This window comes from Paraburkholderia bryophila, assembly GCF_003269035.1.
GTDB lineage: Bacteria > Pseudomonadota > Gammaproteobacteria > Burkholderiales > Burkholderiaceae > Paraburkholderia > Paraburkholderia bryophila.
Genome location: NZ_QLTK01000025.1, coordinates 44,479 through 64,007 on the forward strand (window position 1 = coordinate 44,479; position 19,529 = coordinate 64,007).

Genomic DNA, 19,529 nt, shown 5'->3' on the forward strand with positions numbered 1-19,529 from the left:
CCGGTCGGCTCGCGCGCACCCGGGGAAAGTCTCTTTGGGTCGCTTCCATGTCTGGACAAAACCACAAGAGCCTCTATGAATTCACGCCCGCCCGTTACGCCGCCTGTTACGCCACCCGAATCGCCGATGTCGCCCGAGCCCCTGAAGAAGCAACGCACCGCCTCGCTCGTGCTGTACATCGGATTAGTGCTGCTGGCGTTGTGGGTCGTGCGCGATTTCATCGCGGTGGCGGCCTGGGCGAGTGTGCTGGCGATCGCGCTGTGGCCGCTCCTGCGCAAGATCGAGGGGCATCGCTGGTTTAGCGGCCGCACCACCTTGATCGCCGCCGTGTTGACGCTCGCGATTGCGTTGCTGGTGGTGCTGCCGTTCGGCATCGGGATCGCGCAGGCGTTGCGCGAGGCGCACGACATGACCGACTGGTTCAAGACCGTGCAGGAAAACGGCATTCCGATGCCGGACTTCGTTCAGCATCTGCCGTTCGGTGCGCAACAGGTTTCCACGTGGTGGCAAGCCAACCTCGCGCAGCCGCTGCGCGATTCGGCGGCGATGAAGGGCTTGCACAGCACCACCGTGATGACGCTCGGCCGCCATTTCGGCGCGCGCGCGGTGCATGCGGTGATGGTGTTCGCCTTCATGCTCGTCACGCTGTTCGTGATCTTTCAGGCGGGGCCGCGTCTGTCCGGGTCGCTGTCCACCGGCATGCGGCGCGGTTTCGGCGAAGCCGGCGCGCAGCTTCTGCAACGCATGGCCGCGGCCGTGCGCGGCACGGTGTCGGGGCTGGTGGTGGTCGGCCTGGGCGAAGGCGCGTTGCTTGGCGTGGCGTACGCGGTGACCGGTTTGCCGCATGTCGCGTTGCTCGCGATGATCACCGCGATCGCGGCGATGCTGCCGTTCTGCGCGCCGCTCACGTTCGGCCTCGCGGCGTTGTGGCTGCTGTCCCAAGGGTCGGTGGCGGCGGCCATTGGGCTTGCCGTGTTCGGCTCGGTCGTGGTGTTCGTCGCCGAGCATTTCGTGCGGCCGGTGCTGATCGGCAACTCGACGCGATTGCCGTTCCTGCTGGTGCTGTTCGGCATTCTCGGCGGCGCGGAAACCTTCGGTCTGCTGGGCATCTTTATCGGCCCGGCCTTGATGACCGTACTGATGGTGTTGTGGACCGACCTTGTGCAATAGTTGCACGCGAATTTCAGCCCGGTTTCAAGGGCGTCCGGTCGAGGGGTGATCGAGTTGCCGGGGTTGCGTTTGCGTTGGCGTTTGCGTTGGCGTTTTCACACAGCCGACCGTGTATTTCAGCGCGGCCGGCAACAGCGCGCTCCAGACATCCCACGTATGGCCGCCGTCGATGATGCGCAGCGCCGCCGGATTGCCCGCCAGCCGCAGATGCGTGTAGAGCGACGACGCGTCGGCCTGGATCGCGAGATCGTCGTCGCCGGCGGCGATGAACATCGGCAGACGATAGGGCCGGCTCATATACCGGTCCCACTGCGCCGGATAGTTGAGTTCGTGCCAGATACGCGGCTCGAATTCGCGCTCGCCGAATACCCCCACGCGCCGCGCCGCCGACGCGCGCGGCGGTTCGTTCGCGTAAATGGCGGGGCTCAGCAGCAGGGCGCCGCAAAAGCGCTCCGGCTGCGTCAGCGCGTAACGTAGCGCGCCGAAGCCGCCCATCGACACCCCGCCGATCATGCGGCCGCCGCGCTGCGTCGACACGGCGTAGCGGGCTTCGATCTCGGGCAACAGGTCGTCGAAGAACGCCGTCTCCATCTTCTCCTTGCGGTCCACGTACCAGTCGGTGCCGCCCTGCGGCATCACGATCGCGACCGGCAGCATGTCCTTGTGGTCGATCAGCGTGTCGGCGACGCTTTGCAGATGGCCTTGGGTGAGCCAGTCGTTGGCGTCGCCGTTATTGCCGTGCAGCAGATAGAGCACCGGAATGCGGGCGGCGTCGTGACGGTAGCCGGTCGGCAGATAGATCGTGTACGACCAGTCGCGACCGAGCGCGTCGGAATGGAAGCTGCGGCTGATCACGGTGCTGGCGCAAGCCGCGTCGTAAGCGACGAGGCACAGCGCAACGAGTGCGGAGGATAGGAATGGTCGCATGTGCAAATAGAAGGCCGCCGTGCAAGTTACGGGCGGCGTCATGCTAACAGGATGGGCGGTGGAGATTGAAGCGCAACGAGCCGAAGACGGGCGCAACCGCGAAGTCCATCATCGCGGCCCGCGGCTTCGTGCCCACCCACCGCTCAGGGCGAAGTTCGAAGCCGCGCGCCGACCAGCCGCGCAGCGAGCCGCTTAAGCGGCGTCGCCCCGAGCGCGACAGCCAGCAGCGCGCCGACCGCGACGGCGTCGGCGAGCAGGCCGAGCGGGTAGTTGAGGTAACCGTCGGTGGCGGCATACAGCACCGAATCGACCACCAGCGAGATCACCGCGCCGGCGATAAAGCACAACAGCCCCTTGCGGCCGATCACGCCGACCCACGGCAGCCACTGCGCGATTTTCCTGGCCCAACCCAGCTGAATCAGATTCGCGACGAGCCACGCAATCGCGAGGAAATTCACCGCGCGCAGAGACGACAGGTTTTGCTTGAGACTGCCGTCGAGCGGTTCGAGCTCGATAAACAGCTTGTAGTAAGCCGCGGCCGCGACCACGGCGCACGCCAGCACGCTGACCAGCCAGCCGAGCCGGTGCGCGCTGATGCGCTGATAGACCGGCTGGCAGCGGGCCAGCACGCCGAGTACGAACAGCAGTTGCCACGCGAATGGGTTGAAGTCCCAATGCATGTCCGGCGCGGCGGGCAAATACGCGGCGACGGCCGGCGCGCCCGCCCACAGCGCGACACTGCCGGCCAGCAGCCACCACGGCTTGCTGCGCGCGAGCGGCAGGATCATTGGCACCAGCGCCGCGAAGAACGCGTACATCGGCAGCACGGAGGCGAGGTAGGGCTGGCGGCGGAACAACAGGATGTCGCGCAACGCGGCGACGGGAGCGTCCATCAGATCGTCGAGGTCGGTGGTGGCGAGATTCGGCCCGTCGATGCTGAAGGCCGTCAGCACCGCGCTGACCAGCAGCATCAGCGCGGCGGTGATCAGGAACGCCCGGTAGATTTCCAGCGAACGCCGCAGAAAGCGGCCGCGCGCGATCGTTTCATTGCGCCGTTCGGCCAGCGCCGCGTAGGCGGTGGCGGTGGCGAAGCCGCCCAGGAACACGAACACTTCGGCGGCATCGCACAACGCGTAAGCGTGCAGCGTGACACGCGACAGAATGCTGCCGCCAATATGGTCGACCACGATGATCAGAAGGACCAGCCCCCGGAAGAAGTCGAGTTCGATCAGACGGGATTGCGATGCTTGCATGGTGTGGCGCCAAAAGCAGCCTCGTGCGACGGCGCGCTGGCTCAGCGCGGCAAACGTCATCACGTGACTTTGAATAGGGGGAGGCGAGCTGCGGTGGATGCACGATCAACGCGCCCGGCGTCGCCGCTATCAAGCGGGCGGCCCAAGGCAGGCCCGCTTGCAGAGGTCAGTAAAAATGACCCATGTGACAACGCTGAGTTCCGCTGCAGCGCCGCGAAAGCTTTCGATTATATTTCTTTCCGTGACAAAGACCTGGCGAGCCGGGCAGCGCGTCGAGCGCGAAATGCAGCCCGAAATCGGGCTGGACTTCAGTCAGGGCGGCGCGCTGCCGTTTACCTGAATGAGCGCCACGATAAAAGGGGCGCTTGCACGAAGTGGAGATTTCGCAACAATTTAAGATATCGACGCGACACCCGATGGACGTCCCGCTAACGGCGTGTGAGGATTTCCTGAAGGCGCACAGGGGCCGGTGAAAGCCCTGCCAAAGCGTCAAGAACAAAGCGGTTGGATCGAGTTGTCCGATTACTCGAGTGCAGGGAGATCATCATGAACAAGCAAGTGTTCGCGCTGGCTGTCTCCGTTGCTTTGTCCGCCGCTTTTGCCCAGTCTGCTTCGGCGCAGACCAGCGTGACGCTGTATGGCGTACTCGACGAGGGCATCAACTACACCAATAACGTCGGCCGTGGCCATGTCTACGAACTGGCGAGCGGCGACGCGCAAGGCAGCCGCTGGGGCCTGAAAGGCGCCGAGGAACTGGGCGGCGGCCTGAAAGCGATCTTCCAGCTGGAAAACGGCTTCGACCTCAGCTCCGGGCGCTTCAATCAGGGCGGCCGGATGTTCGGCCGCCAGGCCTTCGTGGGCATCAGTTCGGATACTTTCGGCAGCCTGACGTTCGGGCGCCAGTACGATTCGGTGGTCGATTATCTGGCGCAGACCACGGCCAACGGCAATTGGGCCGGCGAACTGTTCTCTCACCCGTACGACAACGACAACACAGACAACTCGTTTCGCCTCGACAACTCGGTCAAGTTCACCAGCCCGTCGATTTCCGGCTTCCAGTTCGGCGGCGTCTACAGTTTCAGCAACGACACCAACTTCGCCAATAACCGCGCGTACAGTTTCGGCGGCCAATATACGTATGGCGGCTTGCTGGTCGCCGCCGCGTATTTGCAGGCCGACAATCCCGGCAATGGCGCGAACGGCGCGATTACCGCGAACGACGCCAGTTTCATTGCCGGACGCATGCGCGTGTTCGGCGGCGGTATTACATACACGTTCGGTCCGGCGACGGCCGGCTTCGTTTATACCAACTCGAACTATCTGGATCCGACCGGCAACGGCTATCTCGGCATCACGCCGCTGGTGGCGCCCGGCATTTTGCTGAACTCGCTGAAGTATCAGAACTTCGAGGTGAACGGCAAATATCAGGTGTCGCCCATGTTTTTCGTCGGCGCGCAATATGTCTATACGATGGAAAGCTACGACGCCTCGAACGGCGGCGTGAAACCGCGCATTCACTCGTTCGGTCTGATGGCGGATTACAACCTGTCCAAACGCACGGACGTCTATATTCAGGGCGAGTATCAGCAGGTGACCGGCGACTCGACCTATACGATTCTGGACGATGCATTCACGCCGGGCACCCAGTCGCCTTCATCGACGTCGAAGCAGGTCGTGGTGCGGGCGGCGATACGGCATAAGTTCTAGGTGCGCGCGGGTGGCGGTTGCGAGAGCGGCTCACTTCATCACGTATTCATCACGTAATGCTGGATCAGAATCCCGACCACCACGCCGGCCGGAATGCCGAAGCTTCGGCCGCGCAGCGTCGCGCTTAAATCCTCGTCGAGGACAAAGCTGCAGCGACGCTCGCGCCATACGGTTTTATAAGCCAACGGTTTCGCACCGACGATCACCAAGGCGATCAGCACGGTCACGACCACCTGGCTGAATGCGGGCAACTGCGCCGTGAACGGAGAAAACTCACCGGCATTGCAAAGGAGCACCATGACGACGGCGGCGATCAGCGCGCCGAAGAAAAAACCGCTGATGAACCGGTTTGCCGATTGAAAAGAATCCACTGCAACCTCAACGCGTTCGCCAGTGGGATAAAGACGGCGAACGTAAAAAATAAACTGACGGGAAAGGAGTTCGCTTTAACCCACCCGCTACGCGTGGTAATCCGATACAAGGCGCGAAGCGGGTCGTTTAGAAACGACCCGTCAGCATATTTTCTTTGTCCGCGGCTCACTAGTGTCCGTTTCTCAACGCCGCACGCGATAAATCCGAAATAGCCGCCGCGCAAATAGCCGCCTACGCGCCCAGCAGATTCAGTTTCGCGTACTGCAGCAGCATGATCGTCTTGCCGTCGACGATCTCGCCGCGCTCGATCATTGCGAGCGCTTCGTCCACCGGCAATTCCAGCACCTCGATATCTTCGCCTTCATCCGCGATGCCGCCGCCTGCGCCGACCTGCGCCGCCGCGTCGTATTCGGCGACGAAAAAGTGCAGCTTTTCCGTGACCGAGCCCGGGCTCATGAACGCCTCGAACACCTTGCGCACGTCATGCACGCGGTAGCCGGTTTCCTCTTCCACCTCGGCGCGAATCCGTTGTTCGGGCGATGCCGCTTCCAGCAGGCCGGCCGGCGCCTCGATCAGCATGCCGTGATGACCGTTGACGAACGCCGGCAGGCGGAATTGCCGCGTCAGCACCACCGTGCGGCGGCGCGGATCGTACAGCAGCAGGGTGGCGCCGTTGCCGCGGTCGTAGGTTTCGCGGCTTTGGCGCTGCCAGCTGCCGTCGGCGCGTTGGTAGTCGAAGGTGGTTTTTTTCAGCACATACCAGTCGTCCGACAGCACCTCGACGTCGACGATACGGACCCGTTCGGCGGTTTCGTTCATAGCTCGCTTCCTGTTCGTTTGCAGGGGAAAAAAGACCAGGCGGTCGGCGCCGCCTGCGAATCATGGTATCGTGCAGTTTCGTGCAGAAACAAGTTATTTCGTGCAATGACGTTAAAATGTCCTCTGGCCCTGTCGAGACCTTTACCGTGCTGACTTCGCAAAGAAAACAACTGATTCTCGAAGCCCTGAAGCGCAACGGGCAGGTGATCGCCAAGACCCTGAGCGTCGAATTCGAGGTGTCCGAAGACACCATCCGCCGCGATCTGCGCGAACTCGCCGCCGAAGGCCAACTGCAACGCGTGCATGGCGGCGCGTTGCCGGCGTCGCCGGCGGCGGTGGACTTTGCCGGGCGCGAGCGCATCGAGTCGGCGTCGAAAGCGGCGATCGGCCGGGCCGCCGCCGGCATGATCGCGCCGGGTCAGATCGCCTTCGTCGACGGCGGGACGACGGCCGTGCAACTCGCGCGTCATCTGCCGCGCGACTTGCGCGCCACGATCGTCACGCATAGTCCGAGCATCGCGGTCGAACTCGCGGAGCATGCGCAACTCGAGGTCGTGATGATCGGCGGCCGCCTGTTCCGGCATTCGATGGTCAATGTCGGCGCGGCTGCCATCGAAACGCTCAGCCATATTCGCGCCGATCTCTTTTTCATGGGCGCGACCGGCGTGCATCCGCAAGCGGGCCTGAGCACCGGCGATCGCGAAGAGGCCTACGTGAAGCGCGCGTTCGCCGAGCATGCGGCGGAGACGGTGGTGTTGGCATCGGCGGAGAAGCTGCATGCGGCGTCGGCGTACAAGATCGCGGACGTGACGGCGGCCAGCGCGATCGTCGTCGAACGCGGGACGGCCGAGGCGCTGACGGCGCCGTTCGAGGCGCTCGGGATCACGATCGTCCGAGCGTAATCTGTTAAGGCGTGGGCGACGCGTGGGAGACGCGAATGCCGCGTTATTCCCATGCCGAGTCCTGCGCCCAGGCCACGCGAGTAGCATGCCGGGTAATGCGCCGACTACCGCGCCGAGTCCACACCCGAACCGCTATCCAGCCCGCGCCATAACGGCTCCACGTCAGCCCATGCTGAATCCGTTATTTTCGAGATAGTGGACAAAATTTGACGCACCCTGCGGCGAATCAGCGCGATAATCGCGGCCTTTGCCCTTCCCCGGGCAGACAAAAAGGCAACTCACGGTAGTTCAAAGGTCAATCAGATCGAATGCGGCGCAACCGGAACACGGGTCGCCGCAGATCGCCGTTACGCGCGGGTGCGCATGAGCGCCTGTGGTTCGAACACCTCCTTCGTGGTTCCACGGCCGTCCCGCACGCAAGCGCTCGCAGGTCAGCGCGCGTCGTCGCGCGTGGGGCGGCGGAGGCAGTGCGCGGGTTCCGCCGACGGGTTGCCACCGTGTTCACTTAAGGAGAAGTCCATGGGGAAACTCGACCTTTCACGTCGTAGTTTTCTGAAGGCCAGCGTCGTGGCGGGTGTGTCGGTGTATCTCGCGCCGATGGGCAGCCGCGCATTCGCTGCGTTGTTCGAAGAGAAAATTCTGACCCCGATGCAGTGGGACGCGGCCAACGGTCAGGCGAAATTCCGTATCGACGGGATCGCCAAGGTGACCGGTTCGAAAGTGTTCGCGCGCGACATTCGCGCCACCGACATGCCGCACTGGCCGCAACAGCAATCGCACGCGTTCATTCTGCGCACCACGCAAGCCGACCGCAGCTACGAAGGGTTCGACCTGTCGCTGCTCGGCGCCGATCTGCAACCCGACCGGGTCGTGACGGCGGCCGATCTGACGCGCGACGGCCTGATCTTCCCGGCCTTTTACGGCGACGACATGCTGCTGCCGCCGGGCAAGACGCCCGCGTATCTCGGCCAGGCGGTCGCGATCCTGATCTATCACGACTTCGCGCGCTTCCGCTTCGCGAAGAACACGCTGAAGTTCCAGGATCAGATCATCCGCTACGGCGCGCAAACCGGACCGCTGGAACGCGATCCGTGGGGTACGTTCCGCTTCGTGCGGGTCGGCGGCAAGACGCCGTACGACGACGATGTATTCTCCAGCCTGAAAGACGCGCCGGTGTTTCCGAGCATGATGCGCAAGCATCGTCCGGTGTGGCCCGACGGTGTCGAGCACGGCAAGCTGGACGAGCAGGGCATGTTCCACGCCGCGCAAATCCAGCAGAGCCTCGATCACCCGTCGCCGGACTGGCTGGTGATGGAGCGCCAGTACAACACGCAGTCGATCGATACGGCCGCGCTCGAGCCCGACAACGCGAACTGCTGGTACGACGCCGCGACGCAATCGCTGCATATGGTGGTGCCGACCCAGGCGCCGTCCGAAGTGGTCGACAGTGCGGCCGGCATGGTCGCGAAGTGCGCGTTCCCGGTGAAGAACCTGTTCATTCACCCGTGCTACACGGTCGGTTACGGCTCGAAGGATCACTTCAACGTGCCGTTCTACGGTCTCGTCTGCGCGATGTATGCGGACGGCCGCCCGGTGCGTCTCGCCAACGACCGCTACGAGCAGTTCCAGACGTCGTTGAAACGCCACGCCTTCAAGATGAACTACCGGATCGCCGTCGACAAAAAGACCGGTCTGCTGCAATCGTTCAAGGCCGAGATGGAAGCGGACGGCGGCGGGCGCTGCAACTTTTCGCCTTCCGTGGCGATGGTGGGCGCTACCGCCGCGCAGTCGATCTACTACTTCCCGAGCAACGATCTGTCGGCCGTGGCGATTGCGTCGCGCGCGATCGACGCCGGTTCCGCGCGCGGCTACGGCACCCTGCAGAGCATGGCCGCGACCGAGATGATGGTCGACGAAATCGCCGCGCAACTAAAGCTCGATCCGATCGATTTCCGCCTGAAGAACGCGTTGCGCTCCGGCATGAAGAACACGCAAGGCGCGGTGCCGGCCGGTGCGATCCGGGTGGACGACGTGTTGCACAAGGCCAAGGTCCATCCGCTCTGGGTGAATCGTGCGAAGCGCAAGGCCGAGTTCGAAGCCGCGCATCCGGGCAAGCGCTACGGCGTCGGTTTCGCGTGCGTGCAGAAGGACTTCGGCACGGGCGCAGAGACCTCGTTCGCGAAGGTCGAATTGAGCGCCGACGGCAAGATCAGTTTGCAGCACACGGCCGCTGAGATCGGCACTGGCGTGTCGACCTCGCAGGCCGTGGCGGTCGCGAAATGGCTCGGCAAGCCGGCCACCGACGTGCACGTCGCGATCACCGACTGGCCGGATCTGCCGGTCGTCACGAGCGGCGATCCGTACATGATGTCGCAGGCCGATCAGGACAAACTCGCGGCGAATCCGCGCTGGTCGCCGGGTTATGCGTCGCCGTCGAGCGCGACCAACTCCGCGTTCTATTTCACGCACAGCACGCGCGAAGCGGCGCGGGTCGTGTTCGTGCACGGCCTCTGGCCGGCGGCGATGGCGATCTGGAGTCAGGGCGGCGGTGGCGGTCAGGCCGCGCCGCTGGTGGTGCGGATCGAAGACGCGCGCTGGGTCGACGGCAAGCTGTCGGCGGCGGGGCTCGAGGCGCTGCCGTTCGAACAGCTTGCGAAGAAAGCGCACGAACTCGGGCTCGTGACTGGCGCGACCGTGCACGTGTTCAATCGCTGGCAATGGACCGAAGCGGACTTCGAGATCGACGGCGCGATCGAGCGCTTGCCGCTCGACGGCCTCGCGCTGCGCTACGGCGACAACGCACCGGCCGAGCGCAAGAAACTGCAGACCACGGCGAATCGTTATCGCGTGCTGGATCGTCAGCGCGTGTTCATTCCGCCGGTGCAACGCAACAACGCGGCCGTGACTTACTACAGCGCGGTCGGCACGCTGGTCGAACTGTCGGTGCATGAAGCGAGCGGCAAGGTCGAGTTGCTCGCGCATCACTCGATCATGGAGTGCGGCAACCAGATCTCGCCGCAACTCGTGTCGGGCCAGTTGCAAGGCGGCCTGGCAATGGGTATCGGCCACGCGCTGCACGAGTATCTGCCGCTTTACGAAGACGGTCCCGGCAACGGTACGTGGAATTTCAACCGCTACCACTTGCCGCGCGCGACGGACGTCGCCGTCTGGACCCAAACCGGCGAAGTGCTGCCGCCCCTCACGGAAACCGATCCGCCGAAGGGCATTGCCGAAGTGGTGATGATTCCGGTGGTCGGCGCGATCGTGAACGGGATCGCACATGCGATCGGGCATCGGTTTACCGATCTGCCGGTTACCCCGCAACGTATTCAGGAGGTGCTCGCATGACGGCCCCCAAGCAAGATTTGACGAGCGCCGCGAGCCAGACGGGTGGTGTGGCAGTGGCTTCTGGTGTGGTGGTCGGGGCGGCCGGTGCCGCGTCGGCTCCGGGTGCGGCACCCGCCACGCCTGCGTCCGCGGCGGCTCCGGCGGCGGCCTCCGCCGCGTCCGGGTCCGGGTCCGCCGGCGTTGCCGCCGGTGCGCCGGCCGCCGGCGTGGTCGAGCGTCCGTTGACGCATTTCCGCACGCTGCCGCTGTCCATCAAGGTCAACGGCGCGATCGTCGGCCCGACCGACGTGCCCGCCGGTCTGATGATGATCGACTACCTGCACGAGTATCTGCATCTGACCGGCTCGCGTCTCGGCTGCGGCCAGGGCATCTGCCACGCGTGCGTGGTGATCGTCGACAAACCGGACGGCACCAGCGAAGAAGTGCGCACCTGCATCACCGGCGCGAATTTCTTCCACGGCAAAACCATTCGCACGATCGAAGGCCACGCGAAGCGCAACGACGCGGGCGAGGTGATCGGCGTGTCGCCGATCCAGCAGAAGTTTCTCGAGCACTTCAGCTTTCAGTGCGGCTATTGCACGCCGGGTTTCGTCAACGCGGCCACGGTGTTGATCGAACGTCTGCAGCGTCAGCCGGTTGCCAGGGACAAGGTCGAAACGACCATCACCGAAGCGCTGAACGACCACATCTGCCGTTGCACGGGTTACGTGCGCTATTACGAAGCGGTCAAGGAAGTCGTGCTGACGACACCCGGCCTCGTCAAGGAAGCCGCATGATGCGCCGCCCGATCACTCTGCGCCGCGCGCTGCTTCTCGTCGGCGCGACGCTCGCCTTGAGCGCGTGCGGCAAGCACGACGACTCCGCCGCGATGAGCGCCGCCGCCGCGTTGGGGCCGCAATCCACCGCCGCCGATCCGCTCGCGCGCGGCCGCTACCTCGTGAAAGCCGCCGATTGCGCTGCCTGCCACACCACCGCCGACGGCGCGCCGTTTGCCGGCGGCGTGAAACTGGCCTCGCCGTTCGGTACCTTCTACGGCACCAACATCACGCCGGACAAAGCGCACGGCATCGGCAACTGGAGCGCCGACGATCTGTACAAGGCGCTGCACGACGGTGTGACGCCGACTAAACAGCTGTATCCGGCGATGCCGTACACGTCGTACCGTCAGTTGTCGCGCGCGGATAGCGATGCGATCTACGCGTATCTGATGGCGCAGAAACCCGCCGCCGTGCCGAACCACGAACCCGAACTGTCGTTCCCGTTCAACCTGCGGTTCGGCGTGCGCTTCTGGAACTGGGTGTTTCTGAAGGACGCATGGCCGGATGCGTCGAACCAGGCATCGGCGAGAGGCGCTGCCGCCACCGGTTCGGCGGACTGGTATCGCGGCCGCTATCTGGCGAGCGCGCTCGGCCATTGCGCCGAGTGCCACACACCGCGCGGCAAGTTCGGTCAGCTCGACGGCGCGAAGCCGCTGGCGGGCGCAGCGCTCGGGCGGATCGCGGCGCCGGATATCACGCCGCACGGACTCGCGGCGCGTGGCTGGACCGCCGCCGACCTGCAGACGTTCTTCGCGACCGGCATCGCGCCGCAAGGCTCGGCGTTCGGCGAGATGTTTCCGGTCGTGCATCTGAGCAGCCAGTACTTGACGCACGACGATCTGCGCGCCATGTCCACCTATCTGCTCGGCGATCAGCCACCGGCGCCGCAACCGTTGCCGCAACCGCAGTCGGGTTCGGCCGATGCCGCGCAGCTCGAAGCGGGACGCAACGTGTATCTCGCCGTGTGTGCCGGTTGTCATGGGCTCAACGGCGAAGGTAAGCCGCACGTCGCGGTGCCGATGCACGCCAACTCGACGCTGCGTCAGAGCGATGCGCACAACCTGATCGTGGCGATGCTCGACGGTATTGGGGCTCAGGATTTTCCGGGCCTCGAACGGATGCAGGACATGCCGGGTTTCGCCACGCAACTCAGCGACGAAGAACTCGCGCAACTGGCGAGCTATCTGCGTGCGACATGGGGCGGTCAACCGGCCGACGTCACCGCGGATGCCGTGAAAGCGTTGCGATGAAGTGACGGCGCGGTGAACTCGACCGCGCCGGTCTGCTCAAACCGTATCGCGCCGCCGGCCGGCGGCGCGCCTTACGGTTCGCCATCGGTCAGGCGGGTTCCTTTCACGGAGACTTCATGAGCAAAGTGAGCAATCGCGCAACAGAGATTCTTCCGCACCACAGCTACGTGCATTCACTCGGCGCGCCGCTTGCCTGTGTGCAAGGCACGATCAGCAAGGTATTCCCCAGCCCGGACAATCACCACGGCGCGAATCATCAGCAGTTCGTGATCAGGATCGACAAGGTACTGAAGTTCGACGGCGGCACGGAGAACCTGGTGGGCACTGAAGTATTCGTCGCCGTGCGTTTCGGCGACGACGAAGGTCTGGCGCACGAGATCCCCGGCTTGCAGGCCGGTCAGCCAATCGAGGCGCAGGGCGAATATATTCCCGATTCCAGCGCCTATCCCACCGCGGACAACGACAACCCCGTGCTGCCGGTGCTGCATTTCACGCATCATCCGGTCGGCTACGTGCGCTACAACGGGCAGTACTACAGCTAACCCGGCCTCTTTCGGCGCGAACGGACCATCGCGTCGTTCGCTTGCCATCGTGTTGATCTTTTCCCCATTCGCCGATCCTCTCGCGCCTTGAAAACGATTCAAGTTTTCACGGCGCTCTGCCGTTAAAGCAAAAGTTACCGACCGATCGGACGAGGTCTTGCCGTTTCCGTTGCTCGCGCAACGATGTCCGCAATACCGTGGGTAAGGTTTGTATCAGATTGTGTGGAGCGGGGCGTTTTCTATAAGACGCACTTTACAATTCCGCTGGAATTTTAATCGGCAATCTGGCCCTTTTCGCAGAAGATCGGCTGTTTTGGGTAAGTCCGCGCCAGGCGGGCTTCCGGGCATCGGGTGTTCGTTAGCGAAGGGTTGGGGCGTTAGGCAGGACAGGGGATGAGCGTCGCACGAGGCGGCCTCGCCGTGTCGCGAAGATAGGCCGCGCGGCGTACGAACGCGCGCATCGCACGCGACAAGGCGTGCATCCGGTCCGCCATTGAATAAGGCAGGAGTCGGACATGGTGGAAAAGCGTTTCGACAGAACAATCAAGGCCAGTCTGGCCGGCGTGTGGGTCGCGCTGGCCGTCGGCGGCTGTGCGAACGTCGGGCAGCAGGGCGCGCAGAGCGGCGCGGCGGCTGCGACGGCGGCTTCCGCGGTGCCGGTGACGGATGCGTCGGCCGCAACGGCTGCAACGGCGGGGAGCGGTGCGCAACTGAAGATCGACGCCGATGCGGGCACGCCGCTGAAGAAATCGCCGCCGCTGGTTTATCGCGTGAAGCGGGGCGATACGCTGGCGCGGATCGCGCAGCATCATCATTGCAGCGTCAGGCAGTTGCAAGCCTGGAACGGGTTGAAAGCGAAGTCGCGTTTGAAGCTGGGACAGGTGCTGCATGTGGCGTCGCCGGAAACCGTGCGGGCCGTGAATGCGGCGAACGCGGCGGCGGCTGCTTCGGCCAAGGCGGCAGCGGCTTCGGCTTCGGCGGCTGCACCGATGGCGCAGCAGGCGGGCGCATCGACGAATTCGGCTGCGGCTGGTGCTAGTGCTTCGGTTGCGGCAGCCGCATCGGCCAGCCAGGCCACCCCGGCCACCTCGGCCACCCCAACCGCCGTCGCGCAAGCGAACTCAGCCGCGCCCAACGCCGCCGAGGCACGCGAAGTCGCGCAACAAACCGCGCGGCACGCGAACGGCGTGGCGCTGGCATGGCCGGCGGGCGGGCGCGTCGTGGAAGGCTTTCAGGCGGGCGAGACGCGCGGCATCGAGATCGGTGGCAAGCCGGGCGATCCGGTGCGCGCCGCCGCCGACGGCAAGGTGATGTACGCCGGAACGGGCCTGAATAGCTACGGCAGTCTGATCATCGTCCAGCACAACAAGGACTTTCTGACCGCCTACTCGCATAACCGCAAGCTGCTGGTCAAGATCGGCGACATCGTGCGTCAAGGGCAGCAGATCGCCGAGATGGGCGACGAAAATAACTCGCGCGTCTCCGTGGGCTTCGAATTGCGCCGCGACGGAAAGCCGATCGATCCGATGCCTTATCTGCCGCAAGGACGCGGTTAAGTCCGCGCTTTTCAGGCGAGCCGGCGTAGGAAAACTTCTCCGGCATAACCGGACCAAGGCGCGGCGAATGCCGCGTCTTCACACGAACCCGCACACGAACCCGCACACCGCTCATCAGCGTTCAATCCAACGCCTGAAGACGTGGCTTGGCTCACCCGCCCACGCCCTCACGCCCTCAGACCCTCAGGCAACCCAGCGCAGCGCCGCGGCAACGATCGCTTCCGGCGCGTCTTCCTGCATCAAATGACCGGCGTGCGGCACCGCCTGAAAGCGCGCGTTCGGTATCGCCGCGGCCAGTTCGCGGCCGCGCGCCAGCGGAATCCACTGATCCTCTTCGCCCCACAGAATCTGCACCGGGCAGCGCAGTTGCGCGTAGCGCGCTTCGACCTCGTCGGTATAGCGCTGATCCATCTGCGCGATCTGCCGGTAGAACGCGGCCTGTCCCGTCGCGCCGAGCCACGGCGTCACATACGGCGCGAGTTCGCCGTCAGGCATCTCACGCGCAATCGCGCCGCGTAGATAAGCTTTCACCACCGCTTCGTGGATGTAGGGCGGCAGCCCGGTAAACGCGTCGCCGTGGTCACGCACGTGGCGCACGAAGGGCGAGCCCCACGGCGCAACCGCGACCGGGTCGATCAACGTGAGGCTGCGGTAGTCGCAGCCGTCGATCAGATGCGCGCGCAACGAAGTCGCCCCGCCGAAATCATGCGCGACCACGTCCGGCTTCTCCAGTTGCCAATGCGCGAGCAAAGCCGCCAGCAGCACGTTCTGTATGCCGAGCGAAACGTCTTGCGCCTCGCGTTGTTCGGATTGGCCGTAACCGAGCAGATCGTAGTAGTAGACCGTGTGGTTTTGCGCGAGATGCGGCGCGATGCGATGCCACACATACGAAGAAAACGGCGTGCCGTGAATCAGCACCAGCGGCGGCCCATTGCCGGTCACGTTGAAGCGCACGGTCTGATCGCGGAATGAGTAGCTTTCGGGGAGCGGCCAGGTTTGCATGGCGGTGAACGTCGCGAGAGAGTTGGCTGACGGTGGCAGGGCGTTGCGGCGTGCGTCGAGCAGGTTTTCGTCGCGGCCGGCACGCGGGTCCCGAAAAATCTCACCTTGAGTTTATTCAGCAACGCCAGGCAAATTCGATTTCAAGCCACCAGCGTAGCGATTCAAATCGTCGGCAATGGACGCTTGTCACACCCACTTTTACGAATTGCGTATAAATCGGCCTGAAATAAGGGCTTGTTGCATCGGTCGAATGCCGCGCGCCTGGTAATCGGCGATCGCCGTACGCAATCCGGCGAAGCTCATCCGATCGAAACGCATGCTTCTCAATGGTGAGGAGATTCGGGAGCCGCCGGCGTGCGTCGACTCACGCCGGCCTTGAAAAACTCACTTCTCCGTGACCCCGCGCAGCAACTGCGCCACTTGCCCATGGTGATGCAGAATCGCCGGGTCGGCCTGCAACAACGGCAGATAGCGCGGCAGAAAAATATTGTTCGGGGCCTCGGGCGAAAAAAGGCCCGTGACGGCTTCGGCCGCGCCGACGCGGTCGGCGGCGTCGGCTTCCTTGTCGTCGAGAATTTCGTCGACGCTCGCGATCACCGTCGAGAGCGGCGTGAGCCAGCGAAACCCCGAGCCATTGATCAGCACCTGCAGAAACGCCGCCGGCGTCACCGGACCGAATTCCTTTTCATACGCCGCGCGTTCGTGATCGAGAATCGCTTTGTGCAGCGACAGCAGCGGTCGGCGAATGTCCGAGAGGAATTGAGTGCATTGCTGGTCGTTCATCGTGCTGCTCCTTCGGAGTGTCGAAGTGTCAGGCCGGATCAGTTCCGGCATTCGGGTATTCAGGTACTCAAGGACACGCAATCGGTCCAAACCGGAACCATGCTAGCAAAATCGGCGGCCCATGACCGCTAAAGCATTGCAACGCCACGCGCGCGTGGGGTCGCTGCGCAATTATTTATCCGCGACTACAATTTGCCGATTCTCTTCCGGCGCGTTCGCGCCCTGCATCGAATGCCTGTTTGAACTGAATGCGAGCCGCCGCGTGTATTAGTCCGGCTGATCGAATAAAGGCGGCAAGGTTCACTGTTTTGGTTCGACGTCTCTGTCTAAACAGCCTCATCAACAATAAACCCCACCCGGAGCCGCGCAATGACAACCCTGAATATCAACGGCGAAACGCATACCGTCGACGCCCCACCCGACATGCCCCTGTTGTGGGTCCTGCGCGACCTTGTCGGCTTGACCGGCACCAAGTTCGGTTGCGGCATCGCGCAATGCGGCGCGTGCACCGTGCACCTCGACGGTGTTGCGGTGCGCTCGTGCGTGTTGCCGGCCGCAGCGGTGGGCGATCGCAAGATCACCACCATCGAAGCGGTCGGCGGCACGCCCGCCGGCCAGAAAGTGCAGCAGGCCTGGCGGCAACTGGACGTGGTGCAGTGCGGCTACTGTCAGTCCGGGCAGGTCATGTCGGCGGCTTCGCTGCTGACCAGCAACCCGAACCCCAGCGACGCGGATATCGACGCCGCCATGGCCGGCAACATCTGCCGCTGTGGGACGTACAACCGCATCCGCGCGGCGATCAAGCAAGCCGCAAAGGGAGCCTGACATGTCCCAGGGATTACTCGACGCAGGCAACGGCGCACGGCCGTCCGTCACGAAGGCGGGGCGCGTGTCGCGCCGCACGTTTCTGAAATTCGGTGTGACGGTCGGCGCGGCGGCCGGTGGCGGTCTGCTGCTCGGCTTCAGTCTGCCGGCGGCCAGCCAGGATCAGAAGGCCGGTAAATCGGTGATTGGCGGCGATGGAGTCGAGACGCCGCAAGGTGGCGTGTTCGCGCCGAACGCGTTCATTCAGATCGACACGGCGGGCAAGGTCACGCTGGTGATTCCCAAGGTCGAGATGGGCCAGGGCGTCTACACGTCGATTCCGATGCTGATCGCCGAAGAGCTCGAAGTGCCGCTCGATGCGATCACGGTCGATCACGCGCCGCCCAACGAAAAGCTCTTCATGGACCCGCTGCTCGGCGGTCAACTGACCGGCGGTTCGACCTCGATCCGCTACGCGTGGGAGCCGATGCGCCGTGCCGGCGCCGCCGCGCGCGTGGTGCTGATCCAGGCGGCCGCGCAGCAATGGCAGGTCGATCCGGCGAGCTGCCACGCGCAGGCCGGCCAGGTGATCCACGCGGCCAGCCAGCGCAGCCTCGGCTACGGTCAACTGGCCGACGCCGCGGCCAAACTGCCGGCGCCGCAAAACGTGCCGCTGAAGAGCCCGAAATACTTCAAGCTGATCGGCACCTCGGCCAAACGGCTGGATTCGCCGGAAAAAGTGGATGGCACCGCCATGTTTGGGCTCGACGTGCGCGTGCCCGGCATGGTCTACGCGGCGATCGCGAACTGCCCGGTGTTCGGCGGCACGCTGGCGAGCGTCGACGATACCAACGCGAAGAAGATTCCCGGCGTACGCCAGATCGTCAGGATCGACAACGCGGTCGCGGTGATCGGCGACCACACGTGGGCCGCCAAGCGCGGCGTGCAGGCGCTCGATATCAAATGGAACGAAGGCGCGGGCGCGGCGATTTCGATGCAGCAGATCGTCGACGATCTCGCTGCCGCGTCGCAACGCGACGGCGCGGTGGCGCGTAAAGACGGCGACGTCGGCCAGGCGTTTTCGAATGCGAAGACGCGCGTCGACGCGGTGTATCAGCAGCCGTTCCTGGCGCACGCCACCATGGAGCCGGTCAACTGCACGGTGCACGTACGCCCCGACGGCTGCGACGTCTGGCTCGGCTCGCAGGTGCCGACGCGGGTCGTGGATGCGGCGGTGGCGGTCACGGGTTTACCGGCCGACAAGATCGTCGTGCACAACCATCTGATCGGCGGCGGCTTCGGCCGCCGACTCGAGTTCGACATGGTCACGCAGGCGGTGAAAGTGGCTAAACAGGTGTCGTCGCCGGTGAAGGTGACCTGGACGCGCGAAGAAGACATCCAGCACGACATGTACCGGCCGTACTACTACGACAAGATCTCCGCCGGCCTCGACGCGAACGGCAAGCCGATCGCGTGGCAGCACCGGATCGTCGGCTCGTCGGTGATCGCGCGCTTCGCGCCGCCCGCGTTCAAGAACGGCGTCGATCCCGACGCGGTCGAAGTGGCCGCCGATCTGCCGTACGACCTGCCGAATCAACTGGTCGATTACGTGCGCCAGGAACCGCACGCGGTGCCGACGGCGTTCTGGCGCGGCGTGGGTCCGACGCGCGGCACCTTCGTGGTGGAGAGTTTCATCGACGAACTCGCGGCGCAGGCCAAAGTGGACCCGGTCAAATATCGCCAGGATCTGCTGGGCAAGACGCCGCGCGCGCTGAACGTGCTGAACGTCGCGACGCAGTCGGCGGGCTGGGGCAGTGCGTTGCCGAAGGGCCAGGGGCGCGGCGTGTCGGTCATGCATGCGTTCGGCAGCTTCTTCGCGATCGTCGTCGACGTGGCGGTAGATCAGGGCGAGGTCGCGGTCAAGCGGGTGGTGTGCGCGGTCGATTGCGGCATGGTGGTGAATCCGAACACGATCGAAGCGCAGGTGCAGGGCGGCATCATCTTCGGCATCACGGCGGCGCTGTACAGCGAGATCACGATTAAAGACGGCCGCGTCGAGCAGAACAATTTCACCGACTACCGGATGCTGCGGATCGACCAGACGCCGCCTATCGAGGTGCATATCGTGAAGAGCGGCGAAGCGCCCGGCGGCATCGGCGAACCCGGCACGGCGGCGCTCGCGCCGGCGCTGACCAACGCGATCTACGCGGCCACCGGCAAACGGCTGCGGCATTTGCCGGTCGGCAGCCAACTGCAAACCGCCTAACCGGAGCCCG

Annotated in this window: 17 protein-coding genes; 11 read left to right on the plus strand and 6 right to left on the minus strand. The window is 64.4% G+C overall.

Annotation, left to right across the window (positions count from 1 at the left end; genetic code table 11):
- Positions 1–75: 75 nt before the first annotated feature.
- Positions 76–1,170 carry an AI-2E family transporter gene (locus tag BX591_RS27400; protein WP_111934464.1) on the plus strand — a complete coding sequence of 365 codons (1,095 nt, stop codon included), beginning with the start codon at positions 76–78 and terminating at the stop codon, positions 1,168–1,170.
- Between the two features lie 24 nt (positions 1,171–1,194).
- Here BX591_RS27400 and BX591_RS27405 read toward each other — a convergent pair whose 3' ends face one another.
- Together BX591_RS27405 and BX591_RS27410 are read right to left on the minus strand one after the other, a co-directional pair.
- On the minus strand, positions 1,195–2,097 hold the full coding sequence (locus BX591_RS27405) for an alpha/beta hydrolase (RefSeq protein WP_111934465.1): 903 nt from the start codon (positions 2,095–2,097) through the stop codon (positions 1,195–1,197).
- A gap of 143 nt (positions 2,098–2,240) precedes the next feature.
- Positions 2,241–3,350, minus strand: a complete 1,110-nt coding sequence (locus BX591_RS27410) for an OpgC domain-containing protein (RefSeq protein ID WP_111934519.1) — start codon at positions 3,348–3,350, stop codon at positions 2,241–2,243.
- Positions 3,351–3,525: 175 nt separating this feature from the next.
- On the opposite strand from BX591_RS27410, the gene BX591_RS36600 reads away from it, so the two are divergent.
- Positions 3,526–3,690, plus strand: coding sequence for a hypothetical protein (locus tag BX591_RS36600; protein WP_167444625.1), 165 nt, complete (start codon positions 3,526–3,528; stop codon positions 3,688–3,690).
- Positions 3,691–3,896: 206 nt separating this feature from the next.
- Positions 3,897–5,057 (plus strand): porin, encoded by a 1,161-nt coding sequence (locus BX591_RS27415; RefSeq protein WP_111934466.1) that lies wholly within the window; start codon positions 3,897–3,899, stop codon positions 5,055–5,057.
- 38 nt (positions 5,058–5,095) lie between these two features.
- On the opposite strand, the gene BX591_RS27420 is transcribed toward BX591_RS27415, so the two are convergent.
- Both BX591_RS27420 and BX591_RS27425 read right to left on the minus strand, forming a co-directional pair.
- Entirely contained in the window at positions 5,096–5,428 is a 333-nt protein-coding gene (locus tag BX591_RS27420; RefSeq protein ID WP_111934467.1) for a hypothetical protein, read from the minus strand.
- Between the two features lie 232 nt (positions 5,429–5,660).
- Positions 5,661–6,248 (minus strand): NUDIX domain-containing protein, encoded by a 588-nt coding sequence (locus BX591_RS27425; protein ID WP_111934468.1) that lies wholly within the window; start codon positions 6,246–6,248, stop codon positions 5,661–5,663.
- 116 nt (positions 6,249–6,364) lie between these two features.
- Here BX591_RS27425 and BX591_RS27430 point away from each other — a divergent pair, with 116 nt between their 5' ends.
- From BX591_RS27430 to BX591_RS27455, 6 genes are all read left to right on the plus strand, one after another.
- Complete coding sequence (locus BX591_RS27430; RefSeq protein ID WP_244147137.1) at positions 6,365–7,150, plus strand: DeoR/GlpR family DNA-binding transcription regulator; 786 nt, start codon at positions 6,365–6,367, stop codon at positions 7,148–7,150.
- A 519-nt stretch (positions 7,151–7,669) separates the two neighbouring features.
- Positions 7,670–10,498: a xanthine dehydrogenase family protein molybdopterin-binding subunit gene (locus BX591_RS27435; RefSeq protein WP_111934470.1), complete on the plus strand. Its 2,829-nt coding sequence runs from the start codon at positions 7,670–7,672 to the stop codon at positions 10,496–10,498.
- Positions 10,495–11,274, plus strand: a complete 780-nt coding sequence (locus BX591_RS27440) for a (2Fe-2S)-binding protein (RefSeq protein WP_111934471.1) — start codon at positions 10,495–10,497, stop codon at positions 11,272–11,274. Before BX591_RS27435 ends, BX591_RS27440 begins: the two co-directional genes overlap by 4 nt.
- Complete coding sequence (locus BX591_RS27445) at positions 11,274–12,566, plus strand: c-type cytochrome (RefSeq protein WP_420849427.1); 1,293 nt, start codon at positions 11,274–11,276, stop codon at positions 12,564–12,566. Before BX591_RS27440 ends, BX591_RS27445 begins: the two co-directional genes overlap by 1 nt.
- A 116-nt stretch (positions 12,567–12,682) precedes the next feature.
- Positions 12,683–13,108, plus strand: coding sequence for a DUF3465 domain-containing protein (locus BX591_RS27450; protein WP_244147136.1), 426 nt, complete (start codon positions 12,683–12,685; stop codon positions 13,106–13,108).
- A gap of 515 nt (positions 13,109–13,623) precedes the next feature.
- On the plus strand, positions 13,624–14,664 hold the full coding sequence (locus tag BX591_RS27455; RefSeq protein ID WP_176343129.1) for a peptidoglycan DD-metalloendopeptidase family protein: 1,041 nt from the start codon (positions 13,624–13,626) through the stop codon (positions 14,662–14,664).
- Between the two features lie 183 nt (positions 14,665–14,847).
- Here the strand turns inward: BX591_RS27455 and BX591_RS27460 are convergent, their stop codons facing one another.
- Both BX591_RS27460 and BX591_RS27465 read right to left on the minus strand, forming a co-directional pair.
- Positions 14,848–15,666: an alpha/beta fold hydrolase gene (locus tag BX591_RS27460; RefSeq protein WP_111934473.1), complete on the minus strand. Its 819-nt coding sequence runs from the start codon at positions 15,664–15,666 to the stop codon at positions 14,848–14,850.
- A gap of 384 nt (positions 15,667–16,050) precedes the next feature.
- Positions 16,051–16,449, minus strand: coding sequence for a hypothetical protein (locus tag BX591_RS27465; protein WP_105509734.1), 399 nt, complete (start codon positions 16,447–16,449; stop codon positions 16,051–16,053).
- Between the two features lie 369 nt (positions 16,450–16,818).
- On the opposite strand from BX591_RS27465, the gene BX591_RS27470 reads away from it, so the two are divergent.
- Both BX591_RS27470 and BX591_RS27475 read left to right on the plus strand, forming a co-directional pair.
- Positions 16,819–17,274, plus strand: a complete 456-nt coding sequence (locus BX591_RS27470; protein ID WP_035556756.1) for a (2Fe-2S)-binding protein — start codon at positions 16,819–16,821, stop codon at positions 17,272–17,274.
- 1 nt (position 17,275) lies between these two features.
- On the plus strand, positions 17,276–19,519 hold the full coding sequence (locus BX591_RS27475) for a xanthine dehydrogenase family protein molybdopterin-binding subunit (protein ID WP_111934474.1): 2,244 nt from the start codon (positions 17,276–17,278) through the stop codon (positions 19,517–19,519).
- Positions 19,520–19,529 lie beyond the last annotated feature (10 nt).